Origin of the sequence: Methylobacterium sp. E-065, from assembly GCF_022829605.1 — a bacterium.
Classification (GTDB): Bacteria; Pseudomonadota; Alphaproteobacteria; order Rhizobiales; family Beijerinckiaceae; genus Methylobacterium.
In genome coordinates, this window is record NZ_JAKSYD010000206.1 from 1 (window position 1) to 21,593 (window position 21,593).

General features: G+C 69.0%; 20 protein-coding genes and 1 pseudogene. 11 read left to right on the forward strand and 10 right to left on the reverse strand.

Annotated features, from left to right (window positions below; translation table 11 throughout):
* The 9 genes from MKK84_RS25240 to MKK84_RS25280 all read right to left on the reverse strand — a co-directional run.
* Positions 1-536 (reverse strand): transglutaminase-like cysteine peptidase (locus tag MKK84_RS25240; RefSeq protein ID WP_409566544.1); only part of this gene is annotated, 536 nt, incomplete at its 3' end.
* A gap of 187 nt (positions 537-723) precedes the next feature.
* The gene (locus tag MKK84_RS25245; protein ID WP_243924779.1) at positions 724-960 is read right to left on the reverse strand and encodes a hypothetical protein; all 237 of its coding nucleotides are present in this window, start codon (positions 958-960) and stop codon (positions 724-726) included.
* Between the two features lie 72 nt (positions 961-1,032).
* Positions 1,033-2,766 (reverse strand): AMP-binding protein, encoded by a 1,734-nt coding sequence (locus tag MKK84_RS25250; RefSeq protein WP_243924780.1) that lies wholly within the window; start codon positions 2,764-2,766, stop codon positions 1,033-1,035.
* Between the two features lie 44 nt (positions 2,767-2,810).
* Positions 2,811-3,248 carry a hypothetical protein gene (locus MKK84_RS25255; protein WP_243924781.1) on the reverse strand — a complete coding sequence of 146 codons (438 nt, stop codon included), beginning with the start codon at positions 3,246-3,248 and terminating at the stop codon, positions 2,811-2,813.
* A gap of 14 nt (positions 3,249-3,262) precedes the next feature.
* The gene (locus MKK84_RS25260; protein WP_243924782.1) at positions 3,263-4,042 is read right to left on the reverse strand and encodes an enoyl-CoA hydratase; all 780 of its coding nucleotides are present in this window, start codon (positions 4,040-4,042) and stop codon (positions 3,263-3,265) included.
* Entirely contained in the window at positions 4,039-4,932 is an 894-nt protein-coding gene (gene mmsB / locus MKK84_RS25265; RefSeq protein WP_243924783.1) for a 3-hydroxyisobutyrate dehydrogenase, read from the reverse strand. The genes MKK84_RS25260 and mmsB overlap by 4 nt, the downstream gene beginning before the upstream one ends.
* A gap of 180 nt (positions 4,933-5,112) precedes the next feature.
* Positions 5,113-6,174: an enoyl-CoA hydratase/isomerase family protein gene (locus tag MKK84_RS25270; protein WP_243924784.1), complete on the reverse strand. Its 1,062-nt coding sequence runs from the start codon at positions 6,172-6,174 to the stop codon at positions 5,113-5,115.
* Positions 6,171-7,316, reverse strand: coding sequence for an isobutyryl-CoA dehydrogenase (locus MKK84_RS25275; RefSeq protein WP_243924785.1), 1,146 nt, complete (start codon positions 7,314-7,316; stop codon positions 6,171-6,173). The genes MKK84_RS25270 and MKK84_RS25275 overlap by 4 nt, the downstream gene beginning before the upstream one ends.
* A 182-nt stretch (positions 7,317-7,498) precedes the next feature.
* The gene (locus MKK84_RS25280; RefSeq protein WP_243924786.1) at positions 7,499-8,995 is read right to left on the reverse strand and encodes a CoA-acylating methylmalonate-semialdehyde dehydrogenase; all 1,497 of its coding nucleotides are present in this window, start codon (positions 8,993-8,995) and stop codon (positions 7,499-7,501) included.
* A gap of 112 nt (positions 8,996-9,107) precedes the next feature.
* Between MKK84_RS25280 and MKK84_RS25285 the strand changes: the two genes are divergently transcribed.
* The 4 genes and pseudogenes from MKK84_RS25285 to MKK84_RS25300 all read left to right on the forward strand — a co-directional run bounded on the left by MKK84_RS25285 (position 9,108) and on the right by MKK84_RS25300 (position 11,881).
* Positions 9,108-10,052 (forward strand): LysR family transcriptional regulator, encoded by a 945-nt coding sequence (locus tag MKK84_RS25285; RefSeq protein ID WP_243924787.1) that lies wholly within the window; start codon positions 9,108-9,110, stop codon positions 10,050-10,052.
* 52 nt (positions 10,053-10,104) lie between these two features.
* A complete protein-coding gene (locus MKK84_RS25290) occupies positions 10,105-11,268 on the forward strand; it encodes an iron-containing alcohol dehydrogenase (RefSeq protein ID WP_243924788.1) in 1,164 nt (387 codons plus the stop codon).
* Between the two features lie 82 nt (positions 11,269-11,350).
* Positions 11,351-11,614 (forward strand): type II toxin-antitoxin system RelB/DinJ family antitoxin, encoded by a 264-nt coding sequence (locus MKK84_RS25295; RefSeq protein ID WP_243924789.1) that lies wholly within the window; start codon positions 11,351-11,353, stop codon positions 11,612-11,614.
* A pseudogene (locus MKK84_RS25300) lies at positions 11,601-11,881 on the forward strand (type II toxin-antitoxin system YafQ family toxin). The gene MKK84_RS25295 and the pseudogene MKK84_RS25300 overlap by 14 nt, the downstream one beginning before the upstream one ends.
* Before the next feature lie 10 nt (positions 11,882-11,891).
* On the opposite strand, the gene MKK84_RS25305 reads toward MKK84_RS25300, so the two are convergent.
* Positions 11,892-13,136, reverse strand: a complete 1,245-nt coding sequence (locus MKK84_RS25305; RefSeq protein ID WP_243924790.1) for an ABC transporter substrate-binding protein — start codon at positions 13,134-13,136, stop codon at positions 11,892-11,894.
* Between the two features lie 270 nt (positions 13,137-13,406).
* Between MKK84_RS25305 and cpaB the strand changes: the two genes are divergently transcribed.
* The 7 genes from cpaB to MKK84_RS25340 all read left to right on the forward strand — a co-directional run bounded on the left by cpaB (position 13,407) and on the right by MKK84_RS25340 (position 21,590).
* A complete protein-coding gene (gene cpaB / locus MKK84_RS25310) occupies positions 13,407-14,219 on the forward strand; it encodes a Flp pilus assembly protein CpaB (protein ID WP_243924791.1) in 813 nt (270 codons plus the stop codon).
* A 5-nt stretch (positions 14,220-14,224) separates the two neighbouring features.
* The gene (locus tag MKK84_RS25315) at positions 14,225-15,781 is read left to right on the forward strand and encodes a type II and III secretion system protein family protein (RefSeq protein WP_243924820.1); all 1,557 of its coding nucleotides are present in this window, start codon (positions 14,225-14,227) and stop codon (positions 15,779-15,781) included.
* Between the two features lie 43 nt (positions 15,782-15,824).
* Positions 15,825-16,748, forward strand: coding sequence for a CpaD family pilus assembly protein (locus MKK84_RS25320; protein ID WP_243924792.1), 924 nt, complete (start codon positions 15,825-15,827; stop codon positions 16,746-16,748).
* Positions 16,749-16,816: 68 nt separating this feature from the next.
* Positions 16,817-18,094 (forward strand): CpaE family protein, encoded by a 1,278-nt coding sequence (locus MKK84_RS25325; protein WP_243924793.1) that lies wholly within the window; start codon positions 16,817-16,819, stop codon positions 18,092-18,094.
* A gap of 30 nt (positions 18,095-18,124) precedes the next feature.
* The gene (locus MKK84_RS25330; protein ID WP_243924794.1) at positions 18,125-19,570 is read left to right on the forward strand and encodes a CpaF family protein; all 1,446 of its coding nucleotides are present in this window, start codon (positions 18,125-18,127) and stop codon (positions 19,568-19,570) included.
* Positions 19,571-19,573: 3 nt separating this feature from the next.
* Positions 19,574-20,566 carry a type II secretion system F family protein gene (locus tag MKK84_RS25335; RefSeq protein WP_243924795.1) on the forward strand — a complete coding sequence of 331 codons (993 nt, stop codon included), beginning with the start codon at positions 19,574-19,576 and terminating at the stop codon, positions 20,564-20,566.
* 46 nt (positions 20,567-20,612) lie between these two features.
* A complete protein-coding gene (locus tag MKK84_RS25340) occupies positions 20,613-21,590 on the forward strand; it encodes a type II secretion system F family protein (RefSeq protein ID WP_243924796.1) in 978 nt (325 codons plus the stop codon).
* Positions 21,591-21,593 lie beyond the last annotated feature (3 nt).

The window sequence follows — 21,593 nt, forward strand, 5'->3', positions numbered from 1 at the left end:
TTGTGCCAGGGCAGGATCGCGTTGGTCTTGTTGTCGAGCACCAGATCGCCCCGGTCGGTGATCAGGGTCAGCACGGCGTGGCCCTCGCCCTTCTCGTCGATCACCACGGTCATGCGCATCGCCCGGCGCGGCAGCCCGGCCTCGGCCAGGAGGTGGCGCTTGAGCAGCTGGAAGTCCTCGCAGTCGCCGATGCCGTCCTCGGCCAGGTCCCAGCGGTCGGCCACGTGCAGGTGATCCTGATCGGTCATCGGCTCGATCGCCTTGTTGACCCGCCGGTTGACCGACACGATCGTCGCCCAGGTGGCGGGCGTCAGGCTGATACGCGCCGGCTCGGTCCGATCGACCGCGCACTCGTTCGCGTAGCCCTGGCAGAACGTCACCCAGGCCGCGATCGGCTTCGCATCGCCCAGGGTCGTGGCGCCGACCTCCGTGGGCAGGCTGGCGAGGGTCTGGGCCTCGGCCGTGGCGGCGAGACCGAGCAGCGCCGCAGCACCGGCCAGCGCTCCCCGAACCATCCTGAAAAGCCCCGCGCCCATCGAACCCGTCCCCGTTGTCGAGGCCAGAATTGCGCCGCAGAGCCTCCGCGGCGCTGAAAGCGATGCGCGCAATTTTATCGATTCGCCGATGCACCCGAGGTCATGCGAGACAGCGTCGACGGGTGGCTTGGGAAGCTCGGCAAATCCGCAGGATCGGCTTCGGGAAGCGGAAACCTTGAGGGTTCGTTCAGGGGCCGAGGAGCTTCACGAAGGCGACGCCGGCTCCGAAGAAGGCAGCACCCGCCGTCATCCCGGCCAGGGCGACCTTCCACGGGGCGAGCGCCCGCTCCCGCTCAAGCTTCGCAGCTTCGGCCATCAGCGTCTTCTGCTCGGCGACGAATTTTTGTGACTCGTCCATCGCACGGAAAACCCGTGTGATCTGCTCAGCAAGATCGAGAGAGTCCGGCGTAGAGGTCTCGGCCATCGGCCCTGATTCTCAAGCGTTCCGATACTCATAACCTGAGCGCCGCGAGACGCGACGGCAAGGGTTGCCGCCTCACCCCGCTGTCTGGTCGAGCTTGCGCTCCGCCTCGCCCTTCAGCTCGGGAAAATCCGTCTGCGTGTAGGCCCGGCCCCGATGCGGATCCTCGGTGATGCCCGCATGCTCCAGGCGGCGCAGCTGCACCCGGCGGATCTTGCCCGAGATGGTCTTGGGAAGCTCCGTGACGAATTCCAGCCCGCGCAGGCGCTTGAAGGTCGCGAGCCGCGCGTTGGTGAAGCGGAAGATGTCGAGGGCCGTCTCTGGACCGGCGGAGGCGCCGGCCACCAGCGACACGTAGGCCTTCGGGATCGTGTGGCGCATCGGATCCGGCACCGGGACCACCGCGGCTTCCGCCACCGCCGGGTGCTCGATCAACACGCTTTCCAGCTCGAACGGGCTGATCCGGTAGCCGGAGGATTTGAACACGTCGTCGGCCCGGCCGACGAAGGTGAAGCAGCCCTCTCCGTCCACGAAGGCCACGTCGCCGGTGCGGTAGAGGTCGCCCTCCGCCCCCGACAGGTGGCCCTGGCCGTCGTCATAGCCCTGCATCAGGCCCGCGGGGCGATGCGCCCCCAGTTCCAGGCAGACCTCGCCCTCGGAGGCCGGCTGGCCATCGGCGTCGAGCACGCGCACCCGATAGCCCGGAAGGGGACGGCCCAGCGCCCCGGGCACCACCGGCTGGCCGGGTGAGTTGGCCATCAGCGCTGTGGTCTCGGTCTGGCCGTAGCCGTCGCGGATCGTGAGGCCCCAAGCGGTCTTCACGCGCTCGATCACCTCGGGATTCAGCGGCTCGCCGGCCGCGCAGACCTCGCGTAGGGCAAGTCGCTTCCCGGTCAGATCCTCCTGGATGATCATCCGCCAGACCGTCGGTGGCGCGCACAGCGTGGTCGCGCCGGTGCGCTCCAGCTGCGTCAGCAGCGCGGCGGCGTTGAACGGTGCTTGGTTGATCACCAGGATCGTCGCGCCCGCGTTCCAGGGGGCGAAGAACGACGACCACGCGTGCTTGGCCCAGCCCGGCGAGGAGACGTTGCAGTGGATGTCGCCGGGCTGGAGCCCGAGCCAGTACATGGTCGAGAGCGCCCCGACCGGGTAGGAGCGGTGGCTGTGGCGCACGAGCTTCGGCTTCGCGGTGGTGCCGGAGGTGAAGTAGAGGAGCAGCGGATCCTCGGCCCCGGTCGGCGCGTCCGGCGCGAAGGTGTCGGGCGACCCGAACGCGTCGTCATACGCGCCCCAGCCCTCCGTCGCGGGGCCGGTGACGATGCGGATCGCATCCCCCGTGTCGAGACCGGCGAAGCGCGCGATCTGCTCCGGCCCAGCGACGATCGCCCGGGGGCGGCCGCGGGCGAGGCGGTCGGCGAGTTCGTCGGCGGTCAGCAGGGTGGTCGCAGGGATGACCACGGCGCCGAGCTTCATCGCCGCCAGCATGGTCTCCCAGAGGGCCGGAACGTTGCCGAGGAGCAGGAGCAGGTGGTCGCCGCGCTTCAGGCCACGCTGGCGCAGGTGATTGGCGACTTGGTTGGAGCGCCGGGTAAGCTCGCCGAAGGTCAGGCTCTGCTCGGCGCCGCTGCCGGCTTCGACGATCCGCAAACCGGCACGGTCGCGGCTCTCGGGGCCTGCGAGGACCGCGTCGAACCAGTCGAGCGCCCAGTTGAACGGAACCGGCTCCGGCCACGCGAAGGCCGAGATGGCGGCGGCGTAATCGGTGCGGTGGGCCAGCAGAAGATCGCGGGCCTCCTGGAAGCTCGGCATGGTCGTTCCCCCTCCTTGTCGTTGTCTCTCCTGCCCCGGCTTCTTCAGGCCGGGATCAGATCCTCGCCGGCCTCGCCGCGCGCGAGGCGCTGGACCATGCCGGTGTGGAACTCGCCGATTTGCCCGGCGATCGCCCCGACGCTGCGGCCGTTGCGGGTGAAATCGTCGGCGTTCAGGGCAATCAGACCAGCCGTATAGCCGGCTTCATTGTGTTCGAACGGGTCGGCATAGAGCCACGTCCACCAATCCCGGGCCGGGATCAGGCTCGCACCCGGCTTGACCCGTAGGGCCGCCAGGAACCGAAAATGGCGGGCCAGCTCCTTCCGCCAGACCGCCCGCGTCTCCGGCGCGACGTCGAAGGCCAGCAGCTTCACCAAGTGCTCGTTGATGGTCTCTTCGCGCCCGCGCGCCTTCTGGGCGACGATCGCGCGGGGGAAGGCCATCTCGAACCGGAGTTCCGAATCGTGGTCCAGGACATCCATGGCCTTCTCCCCGTTCAGGTGTTCTCGAACCGGGGCGGCCGCTTCTCCACGAAGGCGGCCATGCCCTCCTTCTGATCCTTGGTGGCGAACATGGCATGGAATACCCGCCGCTCGAAGCGGATGCCCTCCGTCAGCGTGGTCTCGTAGGAGCGGTTGACCGCCTCCTTGGTCATCATGGCGATCGGCAGCGACATCGACGCGATGGTCTCGGCCGCCTTCATCGCCTCGTCGAGGAGCTGGTCGGCTGCGATCACCCGGGAGACGAGCCCTGAGCGCTCGGCCTCGGCGGCGTCCATCATCCGGCCGGTGAGGCACATCTCCATCGCCTTCGCCTTGCCGACGAAGCGCGTCAGCCGCTGGCTGCCGCCGATCCCCGGCATCACGCCGAGCTTGATCTCGGGCTGGCCGAACTGCGCATTGTCGGCCGCCAGGATGATGTCGCACATCATGGCGAGCTCGCAGCCCCCGCCCAGCGCGTAGCCCGCCACCGCGGCGATGATCGGCTTGCGCACGGCGACGAAGCGGTCCCAGTCGCCGAACCGGTCGCCCGCGTACATCTCCGCGTAGGTGGCGTGCTGCATCTCCTTGATGTCGGCGCCGGCCGCGAAGGCCTTCGCGGAGCCGGTCAGCACGATGCAGCCGATCCCCGGATCGGCATCCGCCGCGGTCGCCGCCTGGATCACCTCGCGGGTGAGCTGCGCGTTGATGGCGTTGAGCGCCTTCGGCCGGTTGAGGGTGATCAGCAGGACGCGCCCGCGCGTCTCCGTCAGGATCGTCTCGTAGGTCTCGCTCACGACTCGCCTCCCTGCCCGCGGAGCATACGGATGATCGCGGAAAAGTCCTCACCCCCGTGGCCGCCGCCCGCGAACAGACTGTAGACCTGCGCGGCCTCGGCGCCGAGCGGCGTCGCAGCCCCCGCGGCGAGCGCCGCCGCTTGAGCCAAGCGGAGATCCTTGAGCATCAGCGCTGCGGCGAAGCCCGGCTTGTAGTCGTTATTGGCCGGCGAGGTCGGCACCGGACCCGGCACCGGGCAGTAGGTGGTCAGCGACCAGCACTGGCCCGAGGAGACCGAGGCCACGTCGTAGAGTGCCTGGTGCGACAGGCCGAGCTTCTCGCCCAGGGCGAAGGCCTCGCTGACGCCGATCATCGAGATGCCGAGGATCATGTTGTTGCAGATCTTGGCCGCCTGCCCGGCCCCGGCCGCGCCGCAATGGAACACGTTCTTGCCCATCGTCTTGAGCAGCGGCTCGGCTTTGGCGAAGGCGGCCTCGGCGCCCCCGGCCATGAAGGTCAGCGTGCCGGCCTTTGCGCCGCCGGTCCCGCCGGAGACCGGCGCATCGATGGACGGGCAGCCCCGCGCCTCGGCCAGCGCATGGGCCCGGCGGGCGCTCTCGACATCGACGGTGGAGGAATCGATCAGCAGCGTGCCTGCAGGCACGGCCTCGGCGAGCTGGGTCCAGACCTCGACCACGTGCCGCCCGGCGGGCAGCATGGTGATGACGGTGTCCGCACCCTCGGCCGCCTCCAGCGCCGATCCTGTCACGGTGATTCCTGCGGCGCGGGCGGTCTCCAAAGAGGCCGGGACCAGATCGAACCCGCGCACCGTGTGACCGGCTTTCACGAGGTTGGCCGCCATGGGGCCGCCCATGTTGCCGAGACCGATGAACCCGATGGTCTGCGCCATCCCGTCCTCCCTTGTTGTCGTCCGTTTCTTCCACCCGCGTCCTCATCCTGAGGTGCGAGCGCAGCGAGCCTCGAAGGAGCCCTCCAGACGTCGCCGTGATCCCTGGAGCCCTCCTTCGAGGCCTCCGCTTCGCTCCGGCGCCTCAGGATGAGGGCGTGGGTGGGAGAAGGCGAGGCTTCATCACACCGGCCCCGTGCGTGATTCCGAAAAAACCGGCTCCGCCCGCTTCTCCAGCCAGTGGGCGATCCGCGCTGGATCGACGCCGTCGAGGGTCGCGGGATTCCAGCGCGGGCTCTTGTCCTTGTCGATCACCGCGGCGCGGATGCCCTCGCGGAGATCGCCCTCCGCCAGGACGGCCAGCGAGGCGTGGAACTCGCGCTCCAGGCAGGCCTCCAGGTTCGGCGCGCCGCGCCCGAGGCGCAGCAGGCAGAGCGTGAGGATGAGGCTCGTCGGCGCCTTGGTCAGAAGGGTCTTGCGCGTCGCGGCCGCGAAATCCGAGCCGTCGGCGTCGAGGGCCGCCAGGATCTCGTCGACCATGTCGAACGCGAAGCACCGGTCGATCACGGCGCGATGCGCCGCGAGCGGTGCCGGCCCGGGATCCTGCGCGAGGCGCGCGATGACGTCCCGCACGCCCGCATCCCCGGCATCCGGCGGGAGCGCCGAGAGGGCGTCGATCAGGTCGGGGAGCGCCGAAGAGGGCACCATGGCGTCGGCGAAGTTGCAAAAGATCGCGTCGGCGGCACCCATCGGCTCGCCGGTGAGGCCGAGATAGGTGCCGGTCTCGCCCGGTGCCCGCGGCAGCAGCCACGTGCCGCCCACATCCGGAAAGTAGCCGATGCCGGTCTCCGGCATGGCGACGCGGGAGCGCTCGGTGACGATCCGGTGGGCGGCATGGCCGGCGAGCCCGACGCCGCCGCCCATGGTGATGCCGTCCATCACCGCCACGAACGGTTTTTCGTAACCGGCTATGCGTGCATCCAACCGGTACTCGTCCCGCCAGAATGTTTCGGCCGCGACCAAATCTGCGCTGTCGTACAGGGTGCGCAGATCGCCGCCGGCGCAGAGGCCGCGCTCGCCCTCGCCGGTGAGCAGCACCGCGGCGAGGCCCGGATCCGCCGAGAACTGGTCGAGCGCCCGGTCGATCTCGCCCACCATGCCGTGGGTCAGGGCGTTCAGCGCCTTCGGCCGGTTGAGCCGCAGGCGCCCCAGGGCGCCGACGCGCTCGACGATCATGTCGCTCATCGGTGGCCCCCGGTCATCGCGCGGGCGATGATCACCCGCATGATCTCGTTCGTCCCTTCGAGGATCTGATGCACACGCAGGTCGCGGACGATCTTTTCCACGCCATACTCGGCGAGGTAGCCGTAGCCGCCATGCAGCTGCAGCGCTTGGTTGGCGATCTCGAAGGCTGCGTCGGTGACGTGGCGCTTGGCCATGGCGCAGAGCTGCGTGGCCGCCGGATCCTTGGCGTCGAGTGCCGAGGCCGCGTGGCGCAGGAAGGTGCGCGAGACTTCGAGGCTGGTCGCCATATCGGCGAGCCGGAACTGCAACGCCTGGAAATCGGTCAGCTTCGCCCCGAAGGCGCGCCGGTCGCCCATATAGGCGAGCGCCTTGTCGAGGGCGGCCTGCGCGCCGCCGAGCGAGCAGGCGGCGATGTTGAGCCGGCCGCCGTCGAGACCGCTCATGGCGATACGGAAGCCCTGGCCCTCCGCGCCGAGGCGGCTCCCCACCGGCACGCGGCAGCCGTCGAAACGCACGGCGCGGGTCGGCTGGGCGTTCCACCCCATCTTGCGCTCCTCGGCCCCGAACGACAGGCCGGGCGTGCCCTTCTCCACCACCACGGCCGAGATGCCCCGCGGGCCGGCCTCGCCGGTGCGGACCATGCAGACGTAGAGGTCGCTGACGCCGGCGCCCGAGATGAACTGCTTCTCGCCGGTGAGGACATAATGGTCGCCGTCCCGCTCGGCGCGGGTGCGGAGCGCCGCCGCGTCTGAGCCCGAGCCCGGCTCGGTGAGGCAGTAGCTGGCGATCCGCTCCATGCCCATGAGCGATGGAAGCCACCGCTGCCGCTGGTCGTCGTCGCCGTAGGCGTCGATCATCCAGGCGCACATGTTGTGGATCGACAGGAACGCCGCCACGGTCGGGCAGCCGGTGCTCAGCGCCTCGAAGATCAGGGTCGCGTCGAGACGCGACAGGCCGGAGCCGCCGACATCCTCGCGGACGTAGATGCCGGCCATGCCCAGCGCGGCCGCCGCCCGCAGGGTCTCGACGGGGAAGGTCTTGTCACGGTCCCAGTCGAGGGCATGGGGGGCGATGTGCTCGGCCGCGAAGCCGAGGGCCATCTCGCGGATCGCGGTTCGATCCTCATCGAGCCCGAAACTCATCGGCATGGCTCCGAAGGTTCAAGCGGGCACGTTCCCCTCCCGCTTGCAGGGAGGGGTTAGGGGTGGGGGTGGTGCAGAAGGCACCGCAGCGCTCGATCCTGCACCACCCCCACCTCCGGCTCCTCCCCGCAAGGGGGAGGAGAGAACACAGCCCCTCCCCGCAAGGGGGAGAGAATGCGGCGCTAGCGCATCGTTGGGATGGAGAACTCCGCGCCGCTCTTGATGCCGCTCGGCCAGCGCTGCGTGACGGTCTTGGTCTTGGTGTAGAAGCGGATCGAGTCCGGCCCGTGCTGGTTCAAGTCGCCGAAGCCCGAGCGCTTCCAGCCGCCGAAGGTGTGGTAGGCGATCGGAACCGGGATCGGCACGTTCACGCCGACCATGCCGACATTGACCCGCGCGGTGAAGTCGCGCGCCGCGTCGCCGTCCTGGGTGAAGATCGCGACGCCGTTGCCGTACTGGTGGGTCGAGGGCAGCGCCAAAGCCTCCTCGTAATCCTTGGCCCGCACCACCGAGAGCACGGGGCCAAAAATCTCCTCCTGGTAGATCGTCATATCGGGCGTCACGCGGTCGAACAGCGAGCCGCCCATGTAGAAGCCGTTCTCGTAGCCCTGGAGCTTGAAGCCGCGACCGTCGACCACGAGCTTGGCGCCCTCGGCGACGCCCTGGTCGATGTAGCCCGCGACCTTCTTCACCGCGTCCGCCGTGACCAGCGGGCCGTAATCGGCCGAGCCGTCATGCGAGGGGCCGATCTTGAGCGACTCGACCCGCGGGATCAGCTTCTCCATCAGCCGGTCGGCGGTGGCCTCGCCCACCGGTACCGCCACCGAGATCGCCATGCAGCGCTCGCCGGCCGAGCCGTAGCCTGCCCCGATCAGCGCATCGACCGCTTGGCCCATATCGGCGTCCGGCATGATGATCATGTGGTTCTTGGCGCCGCCGAAGCACTGGGCGCGCTTCCCCGTCTGGGCGGAGCGCACGTAGATGTACTCGGCGATCTGCGAGGAGCCGACGAAGCCCACCGCCTTGATGTCCTCGTCGTCGAGGATCGCATCGACGGCTTCCTTGTCGCCGTTGACGACGTTGAGGATGCCGGGCGGCAGGCCCGCCTCCAGGAAGATCTCGGCGATGCGCAGCGGCACGCTCGGGTCGCGCTCGGACGGCTTCAGGATGAAGGCGTTGCCGCACGCGATAGCCGGGGCGCATTTCCACAGCGGGATCATGGCCGGGAAGTTGAACGGCGTGATGCCGGCGACGACGCCCAGCGGCTGGCGCAGCGAATAGACGTCGATGCCGGGGCCAGCCCCTTCGGTGTACTCGCCCTTGAGCAGGTGTGGGATGCCGCAGGCGAACTCCACCACCTCGACGCCGCGCTGGATGTCGCCCTTGGCGTCCGGCACCGTCTTGCCGTGCTCGGAGGCCAGCAGCTCGGCGAGTGCATCGTTCTCGCCGCGGATGAGTTCGAGGAAGCGCATCATCACCCGGGCGCGCTTCTGCGGGTTGGTGGCCGCCCAGGCCGGCTGCGCCGCGGCAGCATTTTCGATTGCCGCGCGCATCTCGGCCTTGCTGGCCAGCGCGACCTTGGCCTGGACCTCGCCGGTCGAGGGGTGGAACACGTCCGCGAACCGCCCGCTCTCGCCGCCGACGCTCCGGCCGCCGATGAAATGCCCGATCGTGCGCATGCGCGCCTCCCTGTGGTGATTTGGTTTGGCCAGAGCCTAACAGGATCCCTTGAGCGATAAAGCCGGATGCGCTTACAGCCGTCGTGCATCGATGCACAGCGGGAGTGCGGCCATGGCCAGGGCGGGGCCCAACTGGGACGATCTCCGGTTCTTCCTCGCCGTGGCGCGGACCGGGACGCTCAGCGCCGCCGGGGCGCGCACCGGCACCGAGCACACCACGGTCGGGCGCCGGATTCGAACCCTGGAAGAAGGCCTCGGCGCCCGTCTGTTCCACCGCAGCAACCTCGGCTACGCGCTCACCGAGGACGGGGCGAACCTGCTCGGGGTCGCCGAGGCCATGGAGAGCGCGTTCCTCTCGGCCAGTGCCGCCACCGAGGGGGCCCACGCGGTGTCGGGCACGGTGCGGATCGGCGCGCCGGACGGATTCGGCAGCGTGTTCCTCGCGCCCCGGATGCACAGGCTCACCGCCCGTCATCCCGGGCTGGAGGTGGAGATCATGGCGACCGCCCGGATCTTCAGCCTGTCCAAGCGGGAGGCCGACATCGTGATCAGCCTGTCCGGACCGCAGCAGGCCCGTGTGGTGGCGCGCCGGCTCACCGATTACCGGCTGTTCGTCTACGGGGCGGAAGCCTACCTCGGCGCTGCGGCGCCGATCGTCGGGATCGCGGATCTCTCCGGACATCCCTTCGTCGGCTACATCGAGGACATGCTGTTCACGCGTGAGCTGAACTATCTGGGCGCCCTGGGGCCCCCGGTCAGCGCCCGCCTGCGCTCCACCAACCTCCTGGCGCAGGTCTACGCGACGCTCGCCGGGGCGGGTCTGTGCGTCCTGCCGGCCTTCATCGCGGCGGCCCATCCCGGGCTGGTGCCGGTCCTGCCCGAACAGGTCTCGCTGACGCGCGCGTTCCACATGCACATCCACGAGGATCACCGGAAAGCCGCCCATATCCGGGCCGTTGCGGGCTTCATCGCCGCCGAGGTGGAGGCAGCCGGCGCCCTGTTCGCCGGGCCGGCGGTGTCAGCAGCGGTGGTTTCGCAGGATCGGGCAGCACCCTAAGATCGCGTGAACCCGGCCGATCAGGATAGGCGCCGGGTCGGAGGATCAAACGATGGTCGCCTCGATCGCCCTGCCCCGGCTGATGCGCATCGGCGCCGGAGCCTCGCGGCTCCTGCCGGAGGTGCTGGCCCAGCTGGGCCTATCGCGCCCCTTCGTGGTGACCGACCCCTACCTCGCCGGCAGCGGTCGGGTGGAGGGGCTGCTCGAACGGCTGTCCGGTGCGGGCACGCGCGCGACCGTGTTCGCCGACACGGTGCCCGACCCGACCGTCGCCTCCGTGGAGGCGGCGCTGGCCGCGCTCAAAGAGGGCGATTTCGACTGCGTGGTCGGCTTCGGCGGCGGCAGCCCGATGGACACCGCGAAGGCGGTAGCGGTGCTCGCCCGCCACGGCGGCCACATGCGCGACTACAAGGCGCCCCGCCAGCAGGACGAGCCCGGCCTACCGATCGTGGCGATCCCCACCACTGCGGGCACCGGTTCCGAGGCGACGCGCTTCACCATCGTGACCGACGAGACCTCCGACGAGAAGATGCTCTGCATCGGGCTCGCGTACCTGCCGGTCGCGGCTCTGGTCGATTACGAATTGACGCTGACCAAGCCCAAGCGGCTCACCGCCGATACCGGCATCGACGCGCTGACCCACGCCATCGAGGCCTACGTGTCACGCAAGTCGAACCTGTTCGCGGACGGTTTGGCGCTCCAGGCCATGCGGCTCATTGCGCCGAACCTGCGCCGGGTCTGGACCGATCCCGGCGACCGGGCGGCCCGCGAGGCGATGATGCTGGGCGCGACGCAGGCCGGCATCGCCTTCTCGAACTCCTCCGTCGCGCTGGTCCACGGGATGAGCCGGCCGATCGGCGCGCATTTCCACGTGGCGCACGGACTCTCGAACGCGATGCTGCTGCCGGCTGTCACGTCCTTCTCCGCCCCGGCCGCCATCGACCGCTACGCGGCCTGCGCCCGGGCCGTCGGGGTCGCCAAGCCGGAGACCGACGATCGGTCCGCCACCGCAGCCCTGGTGGCCGAACTGGAGGCGCTCAACGACGATCTCGACGTGCCCGGCCCGCAGGAATACGGGATCGATCCGGCGCGCTGGGAGGCGCTGCTGCCCACCATGGCGGCCCAGGCGCTCGCCTCCGGATCACCAGCCAACAACCCGGTCGAGCCCAGCGCCGAGGAGATCGTGGCGCTGTATCGGCGGGTCTGGGCAGCGTAGAACTCGCGAGCGAGTCAGGGGTGGGCATTGGCAATCTCCTCCTGTTGTAGCTACATTTGGGCTACAACAGGAGTTGAAAGCCATGGCGGCCGACACAGTGGTCCGTGCGCGCATCGATACCGCCACGAAGGACCGTGCAGCGAAGGCCCTCGATGCGATGGGCCTCTCGATCTCCGACGCGATCAGGCTTCTGATGGTCCAGATCGCGGATGAGCAACGCTTACCCTTCGCCGTGAAGGTACCGAACGCGACGAAGGGCGCAGCCCTCGCGGAACTCGAAGCGGGGAAGGGCAAACGCTTCGCAGACGTGGATGCCCTGATGGCAGACCTGAATGCGGACGATTGAACGGCCACGCAGTTCAAGCGGGACTTCAAACGCGAGTCGAGGGGCCGGCATGCTGCCACTCTCAATGCCGATCTGATCCCTCTCCTGCGCGCGCTCGCCGAGGACGCGCCACTGGATGCGCGTTACCGGGATCACGCCCTGAGCGGTGATTGGTCCGGCTATCGTGATTGCCACGTAAAGCCGGACCGCGTGCTGATCTACCGGAAGCCCGATGCGGACACGCTGCGCCTGGCCCGGTTAGGCTCGCACAGCGAAGTCTTCGGATAGGCCCCCGGTTCTACTTCGCCGCCGTCAGCGGGCAGCCGCTCTCGGCCGGCGAGGCGAAGGCCTCCTTGCCGGGGATGGTCGAGATCAGCTTGTAGAGGTCCCACTCGCTCTTCGACTCGGCGGGCTTCTTGACCTCGAACAGGTACATGTCGTGCACCATCAGGCCGTCGGGCTGCACGGTGCCGCCATGGGCGAAGACATCGTCCACCGGCAGCGCCTTGAGCTTGGCGTTGACGGCGTCGGTCTCGTCGGTGCCCGCGGCCTTCACGGCCTTCAGGTAGGACAGGACCGCCGAGTAGGTGCCGGCCTGGATCATGTTGGGCATCCGGCCGGTGCGCTTCATGTAGCGCTGGCCGAAGGCGCGGGTCTCGTCGTTGGCATCCCAGTACCAGCCCTCGGTGAGCGTCAGGCCCTGGGCCACCTTGAGGCCGAGGCCGTGCACCTCCGACAGGGTGAACAGCAGCGCCGCGAGCTTCTGGCCGCCCTCGACGATGCCGTACTCGGCCGCCTGCTTGATCGCGTTCGAGGTGTCGAGCCCGGCATTGGCCAGCCCGATCACCTTGGCCTTCGAGCCCTGCGCCTGGAGCAGGAACGAGGAGAAATCCTGGTTCGAGAGCGGGTGGCGGACGCTGCCCACCACCTTGCCGCCGTTGGCGATCACCACCTTGCTGGTGTCGGCCTCCAGCGCCGAGCCGAAGGCGTAATCGGCCGTGAGGAAGAACCACGTGTTGCCGCCCGCGCGGGTCAGCGCACCGCCGGTGCCCACCGCCAGCGCCCGGGTGTCGAAGGCCCAATGGTAGCCGTAGGGCGTGCAGGCCTTGCCGGTAAGATCGCTGGTCGCCGCCCCGGTGGTGATCGTGATCTTCTTCTTGTCCTTGGACAGGCCCTGGACCGCCAGAGCCACCGAGGAGGTGGTCAGCTCCATGATCGCGTCGACGCCGTCGCGGTCGTACCATTGCCGGGCGATCGCCGAGGCGATGTCGGGCTTGTTCTGGTGGTCGGCCGTGAGGATCTCGATCGGCACGCTGCCGATCTTGCCGCCCATGTCCTCCACCGCCATGCGGGCCGCCTCGACCGAGCCCTGGCCACCATACTGGGCGTACAGGCCGGACTGGTCGTTGAGGACGCCGATGCGCACCGCGTTGCCCGAGAATGCGTCCGCGCCGCCCTGAGCAGCCGCCGCGCCGGTCAACGCCCCGAGGGCCGTCCCTGCCAGCGCCGCCGCCAGCACCGCGCCGCCCAATGTCCTGATCATGTCTCCCCCCGATTCACCCGGGCGCCCGCATTCTGAGGCGGTTCCGCATGCAAAATAGATCACGCCGGTGTGAGACTCCACAGCCCAGCTCGGCCGGAGGCTGAAGGATTGCGCCGGTTGTGATGCCGGGCCGCGACGCGACCAGGGCAATGTCCGTTTCCGAACCGTTCTGGCGGCCGAGTTATTAAACCTTAACCATAATTACACGATTCCCCGTGCAGATTCAGGTCGTGAACGGCAATTCGGCCGTCTCCGGCTCGTGGCCCTGCGATGAAACCTGCCCGTCTTGCCGTCCTCGGCATCGCCCTCGCGGCGGGCAGCGGAGCGGCGTTCCTGATGAGTGGCGGCGATCCGACGCCGCCTCCGACGCCGATGAAAGTCGAAGCGCCGCCGGTGCCCATGACCGACGTGCTGGTGGCCGCCACCGACATGCCGATGGGTCAGGTGCTGCGCCCGACGGATCTGCGCTGGCAGCCCTGGCCGGACAATGCCGTCAATGCCGGCTTCGTCACCCGCAAGAGCAATCCCAAGGGCCTGGAGGAGACGACCGGCGCCTCGGCCCGCTCGGGCTTCCTGGCGGGGGAGCCGATCCGCGCACAGAAGCTGGTGCGCCCGGAGAGCGGCTTCATGGCGGCGATCCTGCCGCCGGGTCAGCGCGCGGTCGCGATCACGACCGACAGCCGCGGCACCAATTCGGCCGGCGGTTTCATCCTGCCCAATGACCGCGTCGACGTGATCCGCACCTTCCACAAGATCACCAAGACGAACGGCGAGAACCGCGATGTCCAGATCTCGCAGACGATCCTGACCGACATCCGCGTCCTGGCGATCGGCCAGCTGATCCAAGAGAAGAACGGCACCAACGTCGTCACCGGCGAGACCGCGACGCTGGCCGTCACCCCAGCCCAGGCCGAGAGCCTGACGCTCGCCGGGAAGGACGGGGCCCTGTCGCTGTCCCTGCGCAGCCTCGCCGATGCCGGCCAGCCGACCGATCCCACCGCCCCTTCCGACACGCTCCAGGCGCAAACCGATCCCGCACTGACCGTGGTGCGCTTCGGAGTCGCGCGGCAGCAGACGCCGTGACCGCCATGATCGCTCCGCTGCCCCTCGCCCGCCCGGCGCGCCGTCGAGCCTACCGCTCGGCCTGCACCCTCGCCCTCCTCGCCGCCCTGGCCAACCCGGCTTCGGCGCAGGAGCGACCGATCCACGGCCCGGCGCCGGTCCTCACGGTCGGCGCCGCGGAGGCCGCCTCCACCCGCCGCGTCGAGCTGACCGCCGGCCGCTCCGTGATCGTGGACCTGCCGCGGGACGCCAAAGAGGTCTTCGTGGCCAATCCGGCGGTGGCCAACGCCGTGGTCCGCTCGACCCGCAAGGTCTTCGTGATCGGCATGGCCGACGGCGCGACCTCAATCTTCATCATGGATGCCGAGGGCCGCCAGATCGCCGCCCTCGACGTGACGGTGGCCCGCGACCTCAATCTCGGGACCCTCCGCGAGTTGCTCGCCCAGAGCATTCCGGGCGGACGGTTCGACGTGCGCTCCTCCGGGGCCTCGGTGCTGCTGTCGGGCTCGGTCAATTCATCGGCGGACGCCCAGCAGGCGATCGACATCTCCAACGCCTTCGTGGGGTTGGGCAGCGCGGGCGGCGCCTCCGGCGGGTCGAGCGGCGGCGTCGCGGCCGGCGCGCGCGGGGCGGTGATCAACAACCTCTCGATCCGCAACAAGGATCAGGTGATGTTGCGCGTCACCGTGGTCGAGGTGTCGCGCAACGTCCTGAAGCAGTTCGGCATCAACGTGACCGGCAACTGGTCGGCGCTGAACCCGCTCGGTGACGCCCTCAACTCTCCCGCCCTGGTCAACAACCTGCCCTTCCCGATCACCGGCGGAACGACGCCGACCGGCAACCAACTGCAGGCATCTGTGCGGGCCGGGGGCTTCTCGCTCCAGGCGACGCTGAAAGCCTTCGAGCAGGCCGGGGTCTCCCGGGTGCTCGCGGAACCGACGCTGACGGCGATCTCCGGCGAGGCCGCAAAATTCCTGGCCGGCGGCGAGTTCCCGGTGCCCTCGGCGGCCTCGAGCTGCGTCGGCGGCATCTGCTCCGCTCCCGGCATCACCTTCAAGCCCTACGGCGTCGCCCTGAGCTTCACGCCGGTTGTGCTGGCCGACAATCGCATCTCGATTCGCGTCGCCACCGACGTGACCGAGATCGATCCCCAGACCAGCTTCAACTACACCAACGACGGCATCACGACCGCCATCCCGGGCACGCGGGTCCGCCGCTCGGAGACCACGGTCGAATTGCCCTCCGGCGGCGTGATGATGACGGCCGGCCTGATCCAGCAGGTGAACAAGCAGGCGATCTCCGGCCTGCCCGGCCTGATCAACCTGCCGATCCTCGGCGCCCTGTTCCGCTCCCGGGACTACCAGCGCATGGAGACCGAGCTGATGATCATGGTCACCCCCTACATCGCGCGGCCGATGGAGCCGAAGCAGGTCAGCCGGCCCGACGACAACTTCGTCGACTCCACCGACGGCCAAGCGGTGCTGCTCGGCCAGATCAACCGCCTGTACGGCAAGGTCGCCCCCACCGGGGCGGCTCCGGTCGGACAGACCTATCGCGGCCGCGTCGGCTTCATCGTCGAGTGAGAACGATGACGCCGATCCAAGGTCAGAGCGCAGGATCGCAACCATGACCCACGATCCACGACAGAGCGATGCCGTGTTCGCCGGAGGAGGCGTGGGTCCCCTCTCCCGTACGGGAGAGGGACAGGGTGAGGGTCGAGAACTGCCCGGAAGGGGTACACTCTCGACGCGCGTCGACGCCGTGCTCTGTCCTGAAGCTTCTCGTCCCTCGCCCCAACCCTCTCCCGCACGGGAGAGGGGGCGCGTCGCGCCCGCAAGCATCGCCCCCCTGCTCGCCGCCTGCGCGCTCGGTGCCCTCGCGGCCGGCTGCAACAGCCAACCGGTCGCCACCACAGGGGCGATCGAGGTCTCGGATTACCGCGCCCGGCACCCGATCGTCCTGACCGACGGCACCCGCAGCCTCGACGTGTTCCCGACAGGGGTCGGTCATCTCGATCCCCGCCAGACCGCCGATGTCGACGCCTTCATGCTGGAATACCGCCGCTACGGGCGCGGGACCCTGTTGATGGAGGTCCCGCGCGGCGGGCCGCCGGCCCAGGCCGCCTCCGCCGAGCGCACCGCGGCTGTCCTCACCCGGCTCGCCGCACAGGACCGGGTCGGCCCCCGCGAGATCGCCGTCACCGGATACGCCGTGGCGGCTCCGAGCCTCGCCGCGCCGATCCGCCTGAGCTTCCAGCGGATGCAGGCCAAGGTCTCGGATGCCTGCGGACTCTGGCCCAACGATACCGGGACCAGCAACTTCGCGCTCGATTACAGCAACCGGCCGATGTGGAACCTCGGCTGTGCCACGCAATCGACCGTGGCCGCCCAGGTGGCGGACCCCGTCGACCTCGTCCGCGGACGACCCGAGGGCCGCATCGACACGGTCAAGCGGGTCCGGGACATTGGCCAGTTGCGCGACGGCAAGGATCCATCAACCACATGGCGGCAAGATGGGCAGACCGACGTAAAATCTCAGGTCGCCCAATAGGCTGGCTGACACGCCCGCCTCATCTAACCTCGACGCCGCACCCCGAACGCGAACCTGAAAGTGCCGTCATGGCAGACCTGTCCGAGACAGCCGAGCGCACGATCGCCCCGGTGCCCCGGATCACCATCCAGGCGTTCTGCGACACCAGCGAGACCGCCGCGATGATCGAAGGGGCGGCCCTCGACCGGCGCATGCAGAAGGCGCAGGTCAAGGTGCGGATGGGCGGCGGTGCCGCGGCTATCGAGGCCTACCGGCACGCGCCGACGCCCAACGTCATCGTGATCGAGACGCAGGGGCCGCGCTCCAAGCCGATCGAATGCCTCGACGCCCTGGCGGAGGTCTGCGACGAGGGCACCCGCGTCCTGGTGATTGGCCATCTCAACGACGTCACCCTGTACCGTCAGCTGATCCAGCGCGGGGTGTCCGACTACCTGATGGCGCCGTTGGATCCGCTGACCCTGATCGCGGCGATCTCCGACCTGTTCACGGCCCCGGGCGTCAAGCCGGTGGGCCGCACGGTGGCGGTCTACGGGGTTAAGGGCGGGATCGGCGCCTCCACGGTGGCGCACAATTTCGCGTGGTCGGTGGCCCGCAGCCAGGGCGTCCAGACGGTGATCGCCGATCTCGACATCGCCTACGGCACGGCCTCGCTGAACTTCAATCAGGACCCGCCCCAGGGCATCGCCGAGGCGGTGTTCGCCCCCGAGCGCCTGGATTCCGCCCTGGTCGAGCGGCTGCTGTCGAAGTGCAGCGACATGTTAAGCCTGCTCTCGGCGCCCGCGAGCCTCGACCGCACGATCGACCTGTCGGAGCCGGCCTTCGACGCCCTGATCGAGTACCTGCGGGCGAGCGTGCCCTGCGTGGTGCTCGACGTGCCGCACCAGTGGAACGCATGGACGAAGCGCGTCCTCACGGCGGCCGACGAGATCCTGATCGTCGCCGGGCCCGACCTTGCCAGTCTGCGCAACGCCAAGAACCTCCTCGGCGCGCTCAAGCACGGGCGCCCCAACGACGCCCCGCCGCGGGTCCTGCTCAACGGTGTCGGCGTGCCCAAGCGCCCCGAGATCGGCACGCCCGAATTCGCCAAGACCCTCGAGTCTCCCGTCGCGCTGACGATTCCCTTTGAGCCGGCCCTGTTCGGCACGGCCGCCAACAACGGCCAGATGATCGCCGAAATCCAGGCCGGCTCGAAGGTTGCGGAGCTCTTCAACGACCTCGCCGCCCTGACGCTCGGGCGCTCGGAGAGCCGCCGCCCCGGGCGCACCAGCCTGTTCGAGCCGCTCCTCGCGAAATTCGCCGGCGGCAAGTTCCCAGGCGCCAAGCTCGTCGGCGGAAAGGCCTCGTGATGCGGCGGGATTGCGCTCCGGGAATGGCCCATGTTCGGTAGACGCCAGATCGGCGGCGCACCGGCCGTCCCCGCACCCGCGCCCGCGCCGCGGTCGCCGGCTCCCTCACCGGCGGCACCGCAGCGGGACGCCGCGCCAGCGCCCAAGCGGTCCGAGCCGTCCACCCCCATGGTCGTCGAGACCACACGCTCTGAGGATTACTATCGCACCAAGAGCCTGATCTTCGGCGCCCTGATCGAGGCAATCGACCTCACGCAGCTCTCGCGGCTCGACGCCGAGACCGCGCGCGAGGAGATCCGCGACATCGTCACGGAGATCATCGGGCTCAAGAACATCGTCCTGTCGATCGCCGAGCAGGAGGAACTGCTCGACGACATCTGCAACGACGTACTGGGCTACGGGCCGCTGGAGCCGCTGCTCGCCCGCGATGACATCGCCGACATCATGGTCAACGGCGCCAACCGGACCTTCATCGAGGTCAACGGCAAGATCCAGCTGACCAGCGTCCGGTTCCGCGACAACCAGCAGCTGATGAACATCTGCCAGCGGATCGTCAGCCAGGTCGGCCGGCGGGTCGACGACGCCTCGCCGATCTGCGACGCCCGCCTGCCGGACGGGTCCCGCGTCAACGTGATCGCGCCGCCGCTCGCCATCGACGGCCCGGCACTGACCATCCGTAAGTTCAAGAAGGACAAGCTCACCCTGGAGCAGCTCGTGCGCTTCGGGGCGATCTCGCCCGAGGGCGCCGAGGTCCTGAAGATCATCGGCCAGTCACGCTGTAACGTGGTGATCTCGGGCGGCACCGGCTCGGGCAAGACCACGCTGCTCAACTGCCTGACCGCCTTCATCGAGCACGACGAGCGGGTGATCACCTGCGAGGACGCGGCGGAGCTCCAGCTTCAGCAGCCCCACGTGGTCCGCCTGGAGACGCGCCCCCCGAACATGGAGGGCCAGGGCTCGGTCACCATGCGCGATCTCGTCAAGAACTGCCTGCGCATGCGGCCCGAACGCATCATCGTCGGCGAGGTGCGCGGACCCGAGGCCTTCGACCTGCTCCAGGCGATGAACACCGGCCACGACGGCTCGATGGGCACGCTCCACGCCAACAGCCCGCGCGAGTGCCTGTCGCGTATCGAGTCGATGATCTCGATGGGCGGTTTCACCCTGCCCTCGAAGACGCTGCGCGAGATGATCTGCGGCTCGATCGACGTGGTGATCCAGGCCATGCGCCTGCGCGACGGCTCCCGGCGGATCACCCACATCACCGAGGTGCTCGGCATGGAGGGCGACGTCATCACCACCCAGGACGTCTTCCTCTACGACATCGTCGGCGAGGACGCGAACGGCCGGCTGGTCGGACGCCATCGCTCCACCGGGATCGGCCGGCCGAAATTCTGGGAGCGCGCCCGCTACTACGGCCTGGAGCGTCGGCTCGGCGAGGCGCTGGACGCCGCCGAGGTTGTTGATCGGAGTTGAGGCATGCCGAATCTTGCCGCCATCGGCTCTTCGAACCTTCCGATCGTCGCGGGCCTCATCGGCATCGCCGCGGCGGCGGTCGCCTACGTGGCGATCCTGCCCCTGTTCGACGGCGAGCGCCGGGCGAATAAGCGCCTGAAAGCGCTCGGCGTCTCGCCGACCGGGGCGGCGTTGCGGGGCGTGGCGGTCAACCGACGCGAGCAGGTCGCCAAGACGCTGAGCGAAATCGAGGCCAAGGCCAAGGGTGCCTCCAAGGCCAGCGTGGAGCTGAAGCTCGCCCGCGCCGGCCTCGATTGGACCAAGCAGACCTTCTACATGCTGTCGGCCATCAGCGCCGGTATCTGCGGGCTGCTGCTCTTCGTGCTGACCGAAAGCCCCATTGCGGGGGTCGGTGCAGCCTTCGCCGGGGGCTTCGGCCTGCCGGCCTGGCTGCTGCGCCGCCTGCGGCTCAAGCGCATCGCCAAGTTCAACAAGGAATTGCCCAACGCCGTCGACGTGGTTGTGCGCGGCATCCGCACCGGCATCCCGGTCGGGGATTGCTTCCGCATGGTCTCCCGCGAAGCCGAGGAGCCGGTCCGCAGCGAGTTCAGGACCGTCGTTGAGACCCAGGCACTCGGCCTGTCCCTCGGCGACGCCGTGATGCGCATGTTCGAGCGGGTGCCGACGCCGGAGGTCAACTTCTTCGTGATCGTGATCAACATCCAGCAGCAATCGGGCGGCAACCTGTCGGAGGCGCTGAACAACCTCTCCACGGTGCTGCGCGACCGGGCCAAGATGCGCGGCAAGATCCAGGCGATGAGCATGGAGGCCAAGGCCTCGGCCTCGATCATCGCCTGCCTGCCCTTCGGGGTGGGGGGTATCACCTCCCTGACGAGCCCCGACTACATCTCGCTGCTCTGGACGACCGATATCGGCAAGATCGCGCTGGTGGGGGCCGCGATCTGGATGTCGATCGGCGTCTTCACCATCAAGAAGATGATCGCCTTCGAGTTCTGATGGCGGACCCTCACGCCTGCCGCGCGCTTTTCCCGGATCCGATCCCATGATCGACGACATCGCCGCGAAGCTATTCGATCCCCGGTTCATGGGGACGCTCCTGACTGCCATCGCGGCGGCGGCGACCGCCTTCGCGGTGGCGCAGCCATTCTTCGAGACCGACAAGCTCGAGAAGCGGATGAAGCTCGTGGGCGACGAGCGCGAGAAGATCCGGCGGCGCGAGCGCGCCAAGGGCGCACAGGTCTCGATGCGGGGCACGCTGCGCGTCGAGCCCAAGGCCTACATGAAGTCGATCGTCGAGCGGTATCAACTGCAACGCTGGCTCGCCACCGACACGGCCAAACGCATGCTGATGCAGGCGGGCTATCGCGGCCAGGGGGCGGAGACCGCGTTCCTGTTCTTCCGCCTCGTCGTGCCGGTTGCCACGGTGATCGGCGCGCTGTTCTACCTGTTCGTGCTGGAGGCGATCGACGCCTCGTACCTTGTCCGGCTGGGACTGGTGATCGGCGCCGCCTATGCCGGCATCAAGGCGCCGGAACTGTTCCTCGTCAACGCCGCCAAGAAGCGCCAGACCGAGATCCGCAAGGCTTGGCCGGATGCCCTCGACCTCACCCTGATCTGTGTGGAATCCGGCATGGCGATCGAGCATGCCTTCCGGCGGGTGAGCACCGAGATCGCCACCTCGTCGGTGGTGCTGGCCGAGGAACTCGCGCTGATGACCGCGGAGATGTCGTTCCTGCCGGACCGGCGTCAGGCCTACGAGAACTTGGTTCTGCGCACCGGCCTCGATCCCGTGAAGGCCGTGGCGACCGCCCTGATCCAGGCCGAGCGCTACGGCACACCGATCGGGCAGGCGCTGCGGGTGCTCGCCCAGGAGAGCCGCGACAACCGGATGACCGAAGCCGAGAAGAAGGCGGCCGGGCTGCCGCCCAAGCTTACGGTGCCGATGATCCTGTTCTTCCTGCCGGTGCTGTTCGTCGTCATCATCACCCCCGCCGTCATCCAGATCATGCGGACCCAGTGACGC